The organism is Amycolatopsis sp. VC5-11 (assembly GCF_037034185.1).
Taxonomy (GTDB): domain Bacteria; phylum Actinomycetota; class Actinomycetes; order Mycobacteriales; family Pseudonocardiaceae; genus Amycolatopsis; species Amycolatopsis nivea.
This window is the reverse complement of record NZ_JBAGKF010000001.1, coordinates 922,455-938,044: the sequence shown is the minus strand read 5'-3', so window position 1 is coordinate 938,044 and position 15,590 is coordinate 922,455. Positions and strand designations below refer to the sequence as shown.

General features: G+C 69.3%; 12 protein-coding genes. 4 read left to right on the top strand and 8 right to left on the bottom strand.

Annotation, left to right across the window (positions count from 1 at the left end):
• Window positions 1-6 precede the first annotated feature (6 nt).
• Both WA670_RS04625 and WA670_RS04620 read left to right on the top strand, forming a co-directional pair.
• On the top strand, window positions 7-429 hold the full coding sequence (locus WA670_RS04625) for a hypothetical protein (protein ID WP_037806884.1): 423 nt from the start codon (window positions 7-9) through the stop codon (window positions 427-429).
• A gap of 537 nt (window positions 430-966) precedes the next feature.
• Complete coding sequence (locus WA670_RS04620; RefSeq protein WP_336156990.1) at window positions 967-6,129, top strand: RHS repeat-associated core domain-containing protein; 5,163 nt, start codon at window positions 967-969, stop codon at window positions 6,127-6,129.
• Window positions 6,130-6,172: 43 nt separating this feature from the next.
• On the opposite strand, the gene WA670_RS04615 is transcribed toward WA670_RS04620, so the two are convergent.
• From WA670_RS04615 to WA670_RS04600, 4 genes are read right to left on the bottom strand one after another with little or no spacing between them, the layout of a single operon-like run.
• Window positions 6,173-6,589 carry a carboxymuconolactone decarboxylase family protein gene (locus WA670_RS04615; protein WP_037806880.1) on the bottom strand — a complete coding sequence of 139 codons (417 nt, stop codon included), beginning with the start codon at window positions 6,587-6,589 and terminating at the stop codon, window positions 6,173-6,175.
• Window positions 6,586-7,050: a MerR family transcriptional regulator gene (locus WA670_RS04610; protein WP_336156989.1), complete on the bottom strand. Its 465-nt coding sequence runs from the start codon at window positions 7,048-7,050 to the stop codon at window positions 6,586-6,588. Before WA670_RS04610 ends, WA670_RS04615 begins: the two co-directional genes overlap by 4 nt.
• Before the next feature lie 41 nt (window positions 7,051-7,091).
• Complete coding sequence (locus WA670_RS04605; RefSeq protein ID WP_037806877.1) at window positions 7,092-8,351, bottom strand: MFS transporter; 1,260 nt, start codon at window positions 8,349-8,351, stop codon at window positions 7,092-7,094.
• Entirely contained in the window at window positions 8,344-9,666 is a 1,323-nt protein-coding gene (locus WA670_RS04600) for a GH1 family beta-glucosidase (RefSeq protein ID WP_238603660.1), read from the bottom strand. Before WA670_RS04600 ends, WA670_RS04605 begins: the two co-directional genes overlap by 8 nt.
• Window positions 9,667-9,780: 114 nt before the next feature.
• On the opposite strand from WA670_RS04600, the gene WA670_RS04595 reads away from it, so the two are divergent.
• Entirely contained in the window at window positions 9,781-10,440 is a 660-nt protein-coding gene (locus tag WA670_RS04595) for a TetR/AcrR family transcriptional regulator (protein ID WP_037806876.1), read from the top strand.
• Window positions 10,441-10,444: 4 nt separating this feature from the next.
• On the opposite strand, the gene WA670_RS04590 is transcribed toward WA670_RS04595, so the two are convergent.
• Window positions 10,445-11,632 carry an amino acid deaminase/aldolase gene (locus WA670_RS04590; protein WP_336156988.1) on the bottom strand — a complete coding sequence of 396 codons (1,188 nt, stop codon included), beginning with the start codon at window positions 11,630-11,632 and terminating at the stop codon, window positions 10,445-10,447.
• Window positions 11,633-11,732: 100 nt separating this feature from the next.
• Here WA670_RS04590 and WA670_RS04585 point away from each other — a divergent pair, with 100 nt between their 5' ends.
• On the top strand, window positions 11,733-13,034 hold the full coding sequence (locus WA670_RS04585) for a D-arabinono-1,4-lactone oxidase (protein ID WP_336156987.1): 1,302 nt from the start codon (window positions 11,733-11,735) through the stop codon (window positions 13,032-13,034).
• 12 nt (window positions 13,035-13,046) lie between these two features.
• Here the strand turns inward: WA670_RS04585 and WA670_RS04580 are convergent, their stop codons facing one another.
• Genes WA670_RS04580 through WA670_RS04570 form a run of 3 tightly spaced genes read right to left on the bottom strand, consistent with a single transcriptional unit; the run spans window position 13,047 to window position 15,345 of the window.
• Entirely contained in the window at window positions 13,047-13,991 is a 945-nt protein-coding gene (locus tag WA670_RS04580) for a ribose-phosphate diphosphokinase (protein ID WP_037809261.1), read from the bottom strand.
• Complete coding sequence (locus WA670_RS04575) at window positions 13,991-14,641, bottom strand: SDR family oxidoreductase (protein ID WP_037809259.1); 651 nt, start codon at window positions 14,639-14,641, stop codon at window positions 13,991-13,993. Before WA670_RS04575 ends, WA670_RS04580 begins: the two co-directional genes overlap by 1 nt.
• A gap of 41 nt (window positions 14,642-14,682) precedes the next feature.
• Window positions 14,683-15,345: a hypothetical protein gene (locus WA670_RS04570; RefSeq protein ID WP_037809258.1), complete on the bottom strand. Its 663-nt coding sequence runs from the start codon at window positions 15,343-15,345 to the stop codon at window positions 14,683-14,685.
• Window positions 15,346-15,590 lie beyond the last annotated feature (245 nt).

Below are 15,590 nucleotides of genomic sequence, written 5' to 3'. Positions count from 1 at the left end.
TTCCCCATGGATCAGGTTCTCGGTCAGGTTCTCCGCAACGCCGTGTGGGAGCGCCTCGACATGCTGTCCGACCTGGCGGAACGCGCCGACGCCCCGTCGCTGGTCTCGGTCGCCCGCTCCGAACTTCCCCGGCTCGCCGAGGGCTGGCGCGCGATGCTGCAGGCGCACGAGCCCGACGAGCGCGGCGACTGCCCCACCTGCTCGACGCGCTGGCACCGCTGCAAGGCCCCGTGCTCGGTGTGGCAGGTAGCGCACGAGCACCTGGTCGCGGGCGGGCTGGCCCCGCAGGCGCTGTCGGCTGCCGGACACCGTCCGGCCCGCCGCCGCGCCGCGGTCCCGGCGGTTCCCGGACAGAACCGGCGAGCCGAATCGCCGGCGGAGACCACCGGCAGGCACGCACTGGTGAAGCCGCGCCCGGTCAGCGCCTGACCTCTCGGGTGGGGTGCTTCCGGGCGGATCACCCCACCTGGGTTCGACTGGCGAGCGCGCGATCGTCCGGCTTCCCCGACCGGTCAGGTCGCCCGGCATCCTCGCCCGGCCGAGGGTGGTCCGTCCGTCCCCCCGAGCGCGACGGACCGCCCTCGGCCACCCCCAGTCTTAACGCGATTAATCGAAAAATGTCCGGCAGAACACCTAGCGGACGCAGTAATCGGACGCTAGGTTGAAGATCATCGCACCGGCCGCCCCGCGCCGGTCGCGACCCAGAACTCCGCGGGCCGGTGCCGTTGCACTCCCCTCCCCCGACCGGCACCGGCCCGCGGTTCCACTCCCCAGACCCGCCGTCGTCTCCTCGGAGCCCGCGGCGGGTTTGTCGCATTCGCGGCGGCGCGCACGGGTACCGGCGCGGTAATTCCGCGCAACACCACGGCAAACGTTCTCCGGCCGTCGGTAATCTGCTTCGGGGGCGCGTCCGTTCGCATTCGGCCGCGCGCCCGAGATCGTGGTGCGCAGGGAGAAAGGCCGGGCATGTCGAATCCTTTGGTTGCCGAAAAGAAGGACTCGACCTCGGCGATCTCCGGCATCTCGATCCTCGAGGCCGGAAAGGGCCTGAAGGACGGCATCGAGTCCGGCGACTGGGCGGCGACCGTGATGGGCGCGGTCGGGGTCGGCATGGAAGCGCTCGCCGCGGTGATGGACCCGTTCGGCGCGATCCTCGCCGCGGGCGTCGGCTGGCTGATCGAGCACGTCGGTCCGCTCAAGGAAGCACTGGACAAGCTGGCCGGGGACCCGGACCAGGTCCACGCGTACTCCGAGACCTGGAAGAACGTCTCCAAAGAGGTCAGTTCCGTCGCGCAGGATCTGGCCGCACAGGTCAAAAAGGACATCGAGTCCTGGGAGGGCGGCAGCGCCGACGCCTATCGCAAACAGGCCGAGGAGGTCGCCAAAACGCTCGAAGGCGCCGCGCAGGCGTGCGAGGGCGCGGGCAGCGGGGTGAAGACCGCGGGCGACGTCGTCGGCGCGGTGCGGATGCTGGTGCGCGACATCATCGCCCAGGTCGTGGCGCACCTGATCTCGTGGGCGCTGCAGGTGCTGTTCACCCTCGGCATCGGGATGGCCTGGGTGGTGCCGCAGGTGGTCAACCTGGTGGCCAAGACCGCCAAGCAGATCGCCGAACTGGTCAAGAACCTCACCAAGGCGCTCAAGGAACTCGGCAAGCTGCTCACCAAGGCGCGCGGCCTGTTCGACGATGTCGCCAAGTCGATGAAGAGCATCAAGTCCGGGGGCAAGGACGCCACGCACACGCCGAAGGACATCAAGACCTCCGGTGCGAAGGACACGCCGAACGAGAAACCGCCGCCTGCCAAGGACGAATCCACCCACACTTCCGGCGCGCACGACGGTCCGGGCGAACACAAGGGCGGCGCGAACCACGAGCCGCCTCCGCGCGAACCGGGGAAAGACGAGGGCGGATCCGGTGGCGGAGCGGGTACGAACGACCGCGGCGGGAACGAGCGTTCCGATCCGGCGAAGGACAAAGACAAGACCGAAGCGTCCAACGCGAAAAACGAGGGCGACGGCGATCCGCCCTGCCTGACCGACCCGGTCGTCATCTCCAGCGGCGAGGTGCTCGTCGAGGACTTCGACCTCGAACTGGCGCACCTGCTGGTGCGGCGGACGCATCGCTCGTCCTACCGCTCCGGGCGCTGGTTCGGCCCGACGTGGGCGTCCACTGTGGACCAGCGGCTGGAGTACGGCGAGGAATACCTCCGGTACTACGGACCGGAAGGCGTCATCCTCTACTACCCGATGCCCGCCGGGGACGAACCGGTGCTGCCGCTCGAGGGCGCGCGCTGGCCGTTGACCAAACATGCTGACGGCAGTTGCACCATCGAGCAGGTGCGGCCGGACCGGACGATGCGGTTTTCCGGCGAGGGCAAGGCGTTGCCGCTGCGTTCGATCGAGGACGCCGACGGCTCGCGGACCGAGTTGTCCTATTCGGACACTGGCGCGCCCGTGCTGCTCACGCATTCGAGCGGGATCCAGGTCGGCTTCCGCACCAACGGGCACCGGATCACCGAACTGCGGATGATCGGCGCCGGCCCGGCTCCGGACGTCGTCGTGCGCGGCTACCGCTACAACTACCAGGGCCATCTCTCCGAGGTCGTCAACTCCTCGGGAACCGCGAAGCGCTACACCTACGACCCCGACGGCCGGGTCACGAGCTGGGAAGACCGCAACGGCGTCGGCTACCGCTACGTCTACGACGCCGAAGGCCGCTGCGTGCGCACCGAAGGCGCGCAAGGCTTCTACAACGGCGCGTTCGAGTACAACACCGCCGCCCGCATCACCCGGTTCACTGACTCGCTCGGCCACGTTTCGGAGTACGAGTACAACCTCGAAGGCCGTCCGGTCCGGGAGACCGATCCGCTGGGCAACGTGACGCTGTCGGAATGGGACCGCTACGGCAATCTCCTCCGCCGGGTCGACCCGCTCGGCCGGGTCACCGAGTACACCTACGCCGACGACGGCACGCCGCTCACCATCGCCCGTCCCGACGGCAGCCTCGCCGAACTGGAGCACGACGGCACCGAACTGGCCGCGATCACGGTGTACGGCAACGGAAGAAGCTGGCAGCGCCGGTACGACCAGCCCGGGTCCGCGCTCGAGTTGCCGGAGTTCTTCGCGACCGAGCCCGAGGCGGACGACCCTGCTGCGGAACTGGACCAATTCGGCAGGCCGCGTTCGGCACCCGAGGTCGGCGGCGGGCGGACGCAGCTGGGCTGGACGGTCGACGGCAAACCCGCGTCGCGGATCGGGGTGCACCGCGAGCGCGCGCTGTGGCGGTATGACCGCGAGGGCAATGAGATCGAGCACGTCGACGAGCTCGGCCGCGTGACCCGGCGCGAGTACGGCCCGTTCGACGTGGTCACCGCGGTCGTGGACCCCTCCGGCGCGCGCACCAGCTACACCTACGACACCGAACTCCGGCTGACGTCGGTCACCGATCCGCTGAACCGCACCTGGACCTACACCTACGACCCGCTCGGCAGGCTGGTCGCGCAGACCGATTTCGACGGCCGGACCCGCACCTACGCCTACGACGCGGCGGGGCAGCCGATCCGGGTGACCGAGCCGGACGGTTCGGTCACCGAGAACGAGTACGACCTGCTCGGCAACCGGGTCGAGGTCCGCGGCCCGCACCGCACCGTGCGCTATGCCTACGACCCGGTCGGCAACGTCGTGCGGGTCGAGTCCGCGGATTCGGTGGTGGAGTTCGACCGCGATCTGTACGGCCGGGTCGTGCGCGAGGCGATCGACGGCGTCGAGGTGCGTTTCGCCTACGACGAGCAGGGTCAGACGATCCGCCGCCGCACGCCGTCCGGCGCGGAGAGCGTGTGGACCTTCGACGAGGAAGACCGGCCGGTTTCGCTGACCACGGCGGGACACACCGTGCGCTACCGGCTGGACGACGAGGGCCGCGTACTCGCCCGTGACACCGACGGGATCAGCACCCTGCAGCAGGCGTTCGGCCCGCGCGGGCTGGTCACCGCGCAGCAGGTTTCCCGTGGAACAACGCCGGTGCAGCGGCGCGGTCTCGAGTACTACGCGGACGGCAGCCTCGCCGCGGTGCAGGACAGTCTCGCCGGGAAGACGGCCTTCACCCGGGATCCGGCCGGCCGCGTGGTCACGGTGTCCTCCCCGACAGGCCGGGAGGAACTGCGCTACAACCCGGCCGGGGAACTGACCGCCTGGTCGGGCAGCCCCGGCCTGTCCGCCGACTACGACTCCCTCGGCCGCCGGATCCGGCACCGCGAGGTGCACCCGGGCGGCGTGCGGGTGTGGGAGTACGTCTGGACCGGCGATCTGCTCACCGGCCTGCGCACGCCGGACGGCGCGCAGTGGCGCTACCGGTACGACCCGCTCGGCCGCCGGATCGCCAAGGAACGGCTGCTGGCCGACGGTTCGGTCGCCGAATCGACCCGGTTCGTGTGGGACGGCTTCGTGCTCATCGAGCAGGTGCACACCGATCCGGCCGGCGTGCGCCGGACGACCACCTGGGAACGCAGGCCAGGCAGCGACGAACCGGTCACCCAGCTCGAACGCGGCCCCGGCGGCGACCGGTTCGCGTCCGTCGTCACCGACGCCATCGGCACGCCGACCGAACTGATCGACGAGCACGGCGGCCTCGCCTGGACCGCGCGCCGTTCGCTGTGGGGCCGGGTCCAGCCCGGCGGCATCCCGCTGCAGTTCCCCGGCCAGTACGCCGACGCGGAATCCGGCCTGCACTACAACGTGTTCCGCTATTACGACCCGGCCGCCGCGCGCTACCTCAGCCAGGACCCGCTCGGGCTGGAGGGCGGGCCGAACCCGGTCGCCTACGTCCCCGACCCGTTCGCCGCCTACGACCCGCTCGGCCTCGAAGGCTGCGGCAAAGGCAAGGGCAAAGGCAAGGCGACGGACCCGCCGCCCGCGGACTCCACGGCCAAGCACAACGCCGGCAACGGCGGCGGCAGCACCAGTTCCGCGTCGACCGGCAAGGGCAAAGGCAAGCGCAAGCGCGACGCCGACGACGACGGCTCCAGCGGCTCCGGCAGCAAGCCGGACGCGAAGAAAAAGAAGGACGACGTCTGGGACCGGATGGCGTGGAACTCAGACGCCAAGAACGCGCGCAAGAACCAGACCGGCGACAAGAACGACCCGTTCCACAAGGCCGGCAGCGACGTGGCGCAACGGCACATCATCTCGTTCCAGAAAATGCGGGACGGGCTGAAGAACTGGGTGCACGAACAGCCGGTCGACAAGCAGAGCGCGCTGACGAAGAAATACGGCGAGGAAGAACTGCCGAAGCTGCACAACCAGCCGAAGAACCTGCCGCTCGGCCCGCAGCACACCAACGCCGGGATCGGCGGCGTCTCCACCCGGATCGGCAACATCGAGGACGGGATCGCGGGCAAGCTCAAGGTCGGCAAGAACGACGAAATCAAGAGCGAGAACCCGAAGTGGCCGAGCGATTCGCTGGACAAGAGCGGCGGCTACAAGCACAAGGACCACCCGGATCTCGACAAGAACTGGCGTCCGATCGGGCAACAGGCGGACCGCATCACCGATCCGAAGGAAATGAACCGGGCCACCCGCGACATCGGCGACAGCGCGGACTTCGACTGGCCCGGCGGCAAGAAGGAAGAATTCGAGAAGTGGCACAAGTCCTTCCTCGACTTCACCGATCTCAAGGAAAACCCGAAGAACTACACCGAAAAAGACGTGGACGACATGATCAAGCGGTTCCACGATCTGCCCTCGCCGTCCGGGCGGCATCCGACGATCGACGAGTACAACAAGGCCCCGGACGGCAACCCGTACCGGTTCGACGACAAGGGCAACCCGGTCAAGGACATCGACAAGGACTCGGATCCGGACTGGAAGCGCCCGGACAAGCCGCTCGACGGCAACCAGTCGCGCACCGAATGGGGCAACCGGAACGAGCAGGGCATCGGGCCGACCAAGAAGGACTGGAACGACCTCGAAAACGGGAAGTACGACCCGGAGGGGTGGAACGACCCGGACAAGAAGAAGTACCTGGACGAGGTCGGCGAGCCCAGCAAACAGGACGTCAAGGACGCCGCCGCGGAGGCGAAAGCCAAGTCCGACAAGCTGGCGGAGGACGCGCGGAAGAACCGCGGCTGGTGACCTCCGGAGCCCGGCTCGAGGACCGGGCCGGGCTCCGCGGACGTCAGGCGGTTTCCTCCGCGTCGCGGGCGGCGAACACCTCGCGCGCGGCGAAGGTGGCGTTCAGCGCTCGCGGGAATCCCGCGTAGACCGCCGAGTGCGTGAGCGCCTCGGTGATCTCCTCGCGGCTGAGCCCGACGTTCAGCGCCGCGCCGATGTGCACCTTCAGCTGGGCTTCGCAGCCGCCGAGCGCGGTCAGCACGCCGAGGGTGACCAGCTGGCGGCTGCGCGGGTCGAGGCCCGGCCGGTCGTAGATGTCGCCGAAGGCGAACGCGGCCACGTGGTGCCCGAGCGCGGGGTTGATGTCGGCGAGGGAATCGATGACGGCTTCGCCCTGGTGACCGTCTATGCGGGACAGCACCTCGATGCCGTGCTTGCGGCGGGCGAGGTTTTCCGGGCTGTCGATGTCGTACTGGGTCACGGCAGGGGGCCTTCCTGGTAAGTGGCGATCTTGTATTCGGTGGCGGCGAGGGAGAGCTGCAGCTGAGCGATCTGCGCGCGCAAGGTGTCGCGGTGCTCCAGGAGCATTTCGCGCCGTTCGGGCACGGTGTCCGAGCCGGACTCGATCAGCTCGACGTAGCGGCGCAGGTCGCTGATCGACATGCCGGACACGCGCATCCGCGTCAGGAACACCAGCCGGCGCACCGACGCGGCGTCGTAAACGCGGTGCCCGGCGCTGTCCCGGGCGACCTGGACGAGCCCGATCCGCTCGTAGTACCGCAGCGTGTGCGGGTTGAGCCCGAGATGCTCCGCCGTGGTCGCGATGTCCCACTCGTTCGCGTCGTCGTCCCGGACCAGTTCCCGCAGCGCTTCGACCGACACCGTGCCCGGCGGGTCGATCGCCAGCCGCAGCGCCTCGGTCAGCGCGTCTTCCTTCTCCATGCCGAAGACGCTAAGCCTGTGAGCGCGCTCAAACGCAAGCGCTAACCCACCGACCGCACGCGAGTCACCAAAACCCCGGCCAGCAAGGTCGCCGCCGCGGACGCCGCGAAGAGTCCCGGATACCCGCCCAGCCACTGCAGGATCAACGTCGTGAGCAGCGGCGCGACCACCTGCGGCAGCGAGTTCGCGATGTTGACCACGCCGAGGTCCTTCGCCCGGTTCTGCGCCGCGGGCAGCACCTGCGTGAGCATCGCCAGCGCCACCGCCATGTACGTGCCGAAGCCGACTCCCAGCAGCGGCGACGCCACCAGCGCCACCGGCCAGCTCTGCCAGATCACCAGCAGCAAGGCGGCCAGCGCCATGATCGCCGCCGAGCCGAGGACGTACGGCTTGCGTTTGCCGGACTTGTCCGAGAAATGCCCGGCCAGCACCGCGCCGATCACCAAAGCCACGCCGTACAGGCCCATCATGATCAGCAGGCCGCTGTCCGGATCCGGGTAGTGCACCGCGTCCTTGAGGAAGAACAGCAGGTAGAGCGTGCCGAACGCGTTGCCGAGGTTGATCATGAAGTGGCAGGCCCACGCCCACGCGAAGTCCGGATGCCGCCGCGGCGAGACCCACAGGTCGGCGAGGATTTCGCGGATCCGCCCGCTCGGCCGGAACTCCACCGGCAGCCGTGCGTCCGGCGTGCGCAGCACGAACGCCGCCGCGCCGGCGAGCACGATCGCGGCGCAGGCCGCGTAGCCGAGCGGCAGTCCGGCGAGGTCGAGCATCACCACGACCACCACCGCGCCGAGCACGGTGCCGAGCATCTGCGCGATGCCGACCAGTCCGCCGACCTGCGCGCGCTGCCCGACCGGGACCCGGTCGGCGATGCCGGACATCAGCGTCGCGAGCATGCCGTTGAGCCCGGCCTGCACGAGACACCAGCCGATCGTCATCACGACGACGTTCGGGGCCTCGGCCAGCACCAGCAGCCCGGCCGCGCCGAGCGCGCCGCCCGCGATCGTCCACGGATGCCGCCTGCCGAACCGCGAGCAGGTGCGGTCCGAGAGCAGGCCGATCGCCGGGTTCGCGACGAGCGCGACGGCCGCGCCGATGCCGGTCACGATGCCGAAGACGGCTTCCTTGTGCGCGGCGTCGAGCAGTTCGGCCTGCTGCGGCAGCAAGACCTGGATCGGCGCGTAAACGCCAAGCCACAGCGCGATGTTCGCGAGGAACAGCAGCGTCATCCACCCGGCGCGGACGCGTTTGACCGGCTCGGCGAAGACCTCCGGGACAGCGGCGGCGGTGTCACTCATGGCGGACCAGCTTCCGGTACCAGGCGAAGGAATCCTTGGGCGTGCGGCGTTGCGTCTCGTAGTCCACGTGCACGAGCCCGAAGCGGGGCGCGTAGCCCTTGGACCATTCGAAGTTGTCGAGCAGCGACCAGACGAAGTATCCGCGCACGTCGACGCCGGCATCCATCGCTTCGCGCAGGGCTTGCAGGTGGCTGGCGAGGAATTCGATGCGCTCGGGGTCGGGGACGCTGCCGTCGGCCGCGGGTTCGTCGGCGAAACTGCAGCCGTTCTCGGTGATCTGGACCGGCGGCAGGTGCTCGCGGTAGCGCTCGTGGAAGGACACCAGCAGTTCGCGCAGCGCCTGCGGGACGATCGGCGAGTCGTTGGTGGTCATCGGATAACCCTCGATCGGGCGCAGTTCGAACGGCAGCGGGTTGCCCTCGCCGGGAGCCGTCACGCCTTGGGGTTCGTAGTAGTTGACGCCGTAGAAGTCGAGCGGCTGCGCGATCGTGGCGAGGTCGTCGGCGAAGTTGTCCGGCAGGTGCGGGTGGACCTGTTCGGGGTAGCTGCCGAGCAGCATCGGGTCGGCGAAGGTGCGGTTGATCAGCGCGTCGAGCCAGTCCGCGGCTTCGCGGTCGGCGGGGGTGTCGTGCTCGGGCCAGATCGGCGAGTGGTTGTTCGCGGAGCCGATGCCGGTCGCGCCGGCCGCGCGCAGTGCCTGCACGGCCAGTCCGTGGGCGAGGTTTTGGTGATGCGCGGTGGGGAGCGCGTCGAGCAGCAGGAACTCGCCGGGCGCGTACTCGCCGATGCCGTAGCCGTAGATCGACATGACCATCGGCTCGTTGAGCGGGATCCAGAGTTTCGCCCGATCGGCGAAATGCTCCCCCACGATCGTGGCGTATTCGGCGAAGCGGAAGGCGGTGTCGCGGGAGCGCCAGCCGCCTTTGTCCTCGATCGCCTGCGGCGTGTCCCAGTGGTACAGCGTGATCGCCGGGGCGATTCCAGCGGCGCAGACCTCGTCGATCAGCTTGTCGTAGAAGGCAAGTCCCTCCGCGTTGGGCTTGCCGGAGCCGTCGGGCTGGATTCGCGGCCAGGCGATCGACATCCGGTAGGCACCGACGCCGAGTTCCGCCATCAGGGCGATGTCCTCGGAGTAGCGGTGGTAGTGGTCGGCCGCTACCTTGGCGTCCTCGCCCCGGGCGATCTTGCCTTCGGCGGCGGTGAACGTGTCCCAGATGGACGGTCCGCGACCGCCCTCGGCCGTCGCCCCCTCGATCTGGAACGCCGAGGTCGAGACACCCCACAGGAAGTCGGGCGGGAAGGTCGGATGGTCCACGCTGAGCACCCCTTGCCTTCGGACACCCTCGCGGGTGAACGTGAAAAGTTCTCATATGTTAGGTCGTCACTCGTCTCGGGGGAAGCCCCGCGGGGCGCTAAAGTCCCAGATCAGATGAGTGAATCGCGAGAGACTCCGAGGAACGACGTGGCCGAGACCCAGGCTGAACCCACACCGCTGCGGCGAAAGCCGGTTCAGCAACGCAGCGCCCGGCGGGTGGAACAGATGCTGGACGCGAGCGCCGTGCTCATCGACGAGCTGGGCTACGACGCGCTCACCACCACGCTGATCGCCAAACGCGCGGGCGTCGCGGTCGGGTCGCTGTACCAGTTCTTCCCGGACAAACGCGCGGTCGTGCAGGCGCTGACGCAACGGAACCTGGAACGGTTCGTGGCCGCGGTGAACGAGCGGCTGCAGCAGCTGAGCCCGGAGCACTGGTGGAACATCGTCGACTCGGTGCTCGACATCTACCTGCAGATGCACCGCGAGGTGCCGGGATTCTCGAAGGTCCACTTCGGAGACGTCATCGACGTCCGGCTGCTGGCTGACGACCGCGACAACAACTCGGTCATCGCGGATTCGCTGGTCGAAATCCTGCGCGGACACGTCGACCGCCCCGCCGACGAACTCCGGTTCGCCATCGCGATCGCCAACGAAACGGCGGACGCGCTGCTGAAACTCGCCTTCCGCCGCGACCCGAACGGGGACGAGCGGATCGTCGCCGAGGCCAAGCACGTGGTGAAGGGTTACCTGGCAAGCAAATTCGGCGACTGAACGCTTAACCGAAGTTCTGCCCCTCGCCGCGGTAAGTCGGGACGGTTCGCTCCACCTGGCTGCCGCGGACGAGGTGATACGCCAGGAATCGTTCGGCCAGTTCCCCGGCTTTCGCGTGGCGCAGCCAGACCCGGTCGCCGAGGCGCAGCGTGCGCGCGGCCTCGCCGGTCACCGGGGTCTGCACCTCGCCGGCACCCTCGAAACCCAGCAGGCGCAACCCTTCTGGCAGGTACGGCGACGGTTCGCGCGACGGGCCGGTCGGTCCCGAGGCGATGTATCCGCCGGAGTACAGCGTCGCGACGTTCTTCGCCGGGCGGCGCACCACCGGCAGCGCGAACAACGCGGCCGGGCGCGGCTGGAAGTGCGAATAGCCGTCGAACAGCGTCGGGGCGAGGAAGCCGGAACCGGCGGCGATCTCGGTGACCACGTCCTCCGCGCCGGTGGTTTCGATGCTTCCGGTGCCGCCGCCGTTGACGAACTCCAGGTCAGCGACCTCGCGCACGGCCCGCACCGCCGCCCCTCGGCGACGGGCGAGTTCAGCCGCGGAACGACGTTGCATCCAGCCGATCACCCGGTTTTGCAGGCCTTTTCCGGCGGCGTCGCCGAGTCCGGCGATCTGGCCTTCGTACGCCATCATCCCGACCAGCCGGAACCCCGGCCGCGCGACGATCTTCCGCGCCACCGCGACGGCTTGCGCCGGTTTGAACACCGGCGAACGCCGGGTGCCGACGTGCACGCCGGGCAGCGGACGCCAGGACGCGTCGAGTTCGAGGCACACGCGGATGTCGGGGTGGCCGTGGCCGAGCGCGGCGTCGACGAGGTCGAGGTGGTCGGTCGAATCGACCATGATCGTGATCGCCGCGCGGGCGCGTTCGCTCGCGGCCAGCCGGCGAAGCGCTTCGTGGTCGGCAGTCGGGTACGCGACCACGATGTCGTCGGAAGTGCCCAGCTCAGCGTGCCAAACGGCCTCGGCGAGCGAGTAGCACATCAGGCCTTCGAAGCCGTCTCGCGCGAGTGCTCGTTCCAGCAGCGCACGGCAGCGCACGGACTTGCTGACCACCCGGATCGGCTTGCCCGCGGCCCGGCGCAGCAGGTCGTCGGCGTTGGCGTCGAAGGCGTCCAGGTCGACGATCGCGAGCGGCGGATCCAGGTCCTTCGTCGCGAGGTCGTACCCGTGCGCTGAGGTGGTCACACCACTTACGGTACGACAACAACGCTTGAAACGCGAATACTATTCACTTACGGTTCCGGCATCTATCGTGGGAACCTTCCAGCGAAGAACAGGTGCCGCAATGACGTGGAGCAACTGGGCCGGAACGGCCAAGGCCACCCCGCAGCGGGTGCACCGGCCGCGCAGCACGGCGGAGATCGCCGAGGTCGTGGCCGGGGTCGCCGACGCCGGGCGCCGCGTGCGGGCGTGGGGCAGCGGGCATTCGTTCACCGCGATCGCCGCCGCCGATTCCGATGCGCTCGACCTGACCGCGTGGACGGGCATCGAGCGCGCTGACCTGGAAACGCAGCAGGTCACGGTCCGTTCCGGCACTACTTTGCGCACCCTGAACGCCGCTCTCGACGCGCTCGGGCTGGCCATGACGAACCTCGGCGACATCGACGCGCAGACCATCGCGGGCGCGATTTCCACCGGCACGCACGGCACCGGTGCGCGGTTCGGCGGGATCTCGACGCAGATCGTCGCGCTGGAACTGGTGCTCGCGGACGGTTCGGTGGTCCGCTGCTCGGCCGGCGAGCGTCCGGAGTTGTTCCACGCCGCCCGTGTCGGTCTTGGCGCACTGGGCGTGATCAGCACGGTGACGCTGCAGTGCGAACCGTCCTTTGTGCTCTCCGCGCAGGAACGCCCGGAGCCGCTGGAGCAGGTCCTCGACGGCTTCGACGACAACGCGGCGAACAACGACCACTTCGAGTTCTACTGGTTTCCCTACGGCAGCAAGGCGTTGGTGAAGCGCAACAACCGCCTGCCGCTGGACGCCGAGCGGAAACCGTTGTCCCGCTTGAAGCAGTTCGTGGACTACGAGCTCACCGAGAACATCGCGTTCGGCGGGCTGTGTCGGCTCGGCCGCGCGGTGCCGAAGCTGGTGCGGCCGCTCGGCGCGTTCGCCTCGCAGGTGTCCTCGCCGCGCGAGTACAGCGACCTGTCGCACCGGGTTTTCGTCACCCATCGCGGGGTGCGGTTCGTGGAGTCGGAGTACGCGGTCCCGCGCGAATCCGTGCTCGACGTGCTGGCCGAGCTGCGCGGGGTGGTGCCGCGGCTGAAAGACCCGGTGGCGTTCCCGGTCGAGGTGCGGGTGGCCGCGGCGGACGACATCTGGCTGTCCACCGCGAACGGCCGCGATTCCGCCTACATCGCGATCCACCAGTTCCTCGGCATGCCCTACCGCGAGTACTTCACCGCGTTCGAGAACGTCGTGGGCCAGGTCGGCGGACGGCCGCACTGGGGCAAAATGCACGACCTCGACGCCTCCGTGCTGCGCACCCGCTACCCGCACTTCGACGATTTCCTGCGGATCCGCAAGGAGTGCGACCCGGCCGGGACGTTCACCAACACCTATCTCGACCGGGTACTCGGCAGCGTCTGATCAGCCCGGGTGTCAGTTCGGCTCGAACAGCGAACTGACCGACTCTCCATTGTGGATTCGCCGCATCGCCTCGGCCAGCGCCGGGGCAATGGACAGGATCCGCAATTTCTCCGTGCGTTCCTCGGCGGGCACCGGCACGGTGTTCGTGCAGACGATCTCCAGGACGTCCTCCTGGCCACCGATCCGCTTGAGCGCGCCGTCGGCGAACAGCCCGTGCGTACAGGCCACCCGGATCGACCGCGCGCCCATCTCGCGCAGCCGGTCCAGCAGTTCCAGCACCGTGCTGCCGCGGGCGATCTCGTCGTCCAGCACGATGATGTCGCGTCCGGCGATCTCGCCGATCACCGACGTGATCTCGACGCGGTCGTCGGCGAACCGCTGTTTCGCGCCCGCCGCGACCTTGGCGCCGAGCAGCCGGGCGAAATGCGCGGCCTCCTTGGCGTTGCCCAAATCCGGCGACACGACCGTGGTTTCCGAGAGGTCGTACTGCCGGAAGTACTGGGCCAGCTCGTGCAGCGCGTGCAGATGGTCGACCGGCACGCTGAAGAACCCGTGCACCTGCGGCGAGTGCAGCGTCATGGTGAGCACGCGGTTCGCGCCCGCGGTGACCATCAGATCGGCGACCAGCCTGCCGCCGATGGAGATCCGCGGCGCGTCTTTCTTGTCCGAGCGCGCGTACGAATAGTGCGGCATCACCACGGTGGTGCGCGCGGCCGAGGCGCCACGGGCCGCGTCGAGCATCAACAGCAGCTCGACCAGGTTCTCCTGCACCGGTTTGACCAGCGGCTGGATCAGGAAGACGTCCCGCTCGCGGCAGTTGGCCTGGAGCTGGACCTGGAGACAGTCGTTGGCGAACCGGTCGATCTCCACCGGAAGCAGCGGAACGCCCAGGTTGACGCAGATTTCCGCGGCGAGTTCAGGATGTGCGCTGCCGCTGAAAACCGCGATGTCGCGCATCAGATCCGGGACAGCGCGTCGGCGATGGAAGCGTCGCCGGAGACCAGCTCCAGCGTGCGCCGGGCCGTCGCCGGAGTGTCGAGCAGCGCCAGCAGCACCGCGGCGACGTCCTCGCGCGGGATCTCCCCGCCGCCGACCTTCTCCGCGATCTTCACCTGACCGGTGCCGGAATCGTTGGTCAGCCGGCCGGGGCGCAGGATCGTCCAGTCGAGGTCGCGGGCCTTGAGGTCCTCCTCGGCCGCGCGCTTGGCCCGCAGGTAGGCGGCGAAAACCGGTTCGAAGCCGGGGTCGTCCGCCTTGTCCGCGTTGATCGAGCCGACCTGGATGAACCGGCGGACGCCCGCCCGCTGCGCGGCGTCGGCGAACAGCACTGCCGCGCCGCGGTCGACGGTGTCCTTGCGGCCTTCGCCGCTGCCCGGGCCTGCCCCGGCGGAGAACACCGCGGCGTCCGCGCCCTCGAGCACCTTGGCCACAGCGTCCACATCGGACTTTTCGAGGTCGAGCACGACAGTCTCGGCGCCGACGGCGGTGAGGTCGGCTTCGTGCTCGGGGTTGCGCACGATGCCGACCGGCGCGTCGTGCCGCTGCGCGAGCAGCTTTTCCAGGTGCAGGGCGATCTGGCCGTGTCCGCCAGCAATGACGACTCGCATGAGCCCGACTCTATCGCCGCGCGCGGCCCGAGGCCGGTGCTTCAGTCCGCCTCGGCGGGGACCGGGGCGTCGGAGTCCTCGCGCAGCAGCAGGTCGTAGGCCATCTCGTTGACCCAGCGCGAAACCGGGTCCTCCTGCAGCAGCACCCGGTCGTGGTGGGTGTCGAGGTCGAGGTCGGCGGTGGCGTACGGGTCGGCGGTGACGACCGCGAGCCCGTACGCGCGGGCGCGCGGCAGGCAGTTCGTCACGTAGTCATCGGTCAGCACGGCAGGCGATGGGAGCACCATCGCGGCCTCGCCGTAGCGCGAAAAGGGCACCGCGGAGGCCATCGCGGTCCGCCAGTGCCGGGCGACCGCGAGGACGCCGATGATCTCGGCGGCCGGCGCGGGTGCGGTCGCGGCCAGCTCTGGCCAGGTCCAGGTGTCGACGAGGGCGCGATCGGCGACGGGACCGACACCCATCGCGATCCGCTCCGCGTGCACGTCGGTCTTGAGCTTCGCGACGATGCTGACCTTGCGGCCGAGCAGGGTCGTCGCGGGCAGCACCACGCCGTTCCAGCCCAGAAGGGCCGCGGCCTTGCGCGCCAGCTCGTCGACGCTCGCGGGGAGCTCGATCGGCGGCAGCACCCGGCTCGCCGTCGTCCGGCTGCGCTTCGCACCGCCGGCGACCGTCGAGCGCTCGGTGTTCTGTGGGGTAGCCGCCACGAGTCCGCCTCCTTCAAGCACCTGTTCCCGTGTACCGGCGAAAACCGGTACATGAACTGAGTACCAGGGCAAAGACGCGAGGTCTCCGGGTTGCCCCGCCGCGTGCGATCGGCGGCGCTCAGCGGTCGGTGACCGGTCGGTGGGCGGTCGTTCGACTTCAGCCCGACCGTGCGGCCAACCGAGTGAGACGGGGGTGAGTGGTGGGCACGGAGCGCTTCCGCCGGGTGTCGCGCCACCCCTCGCGG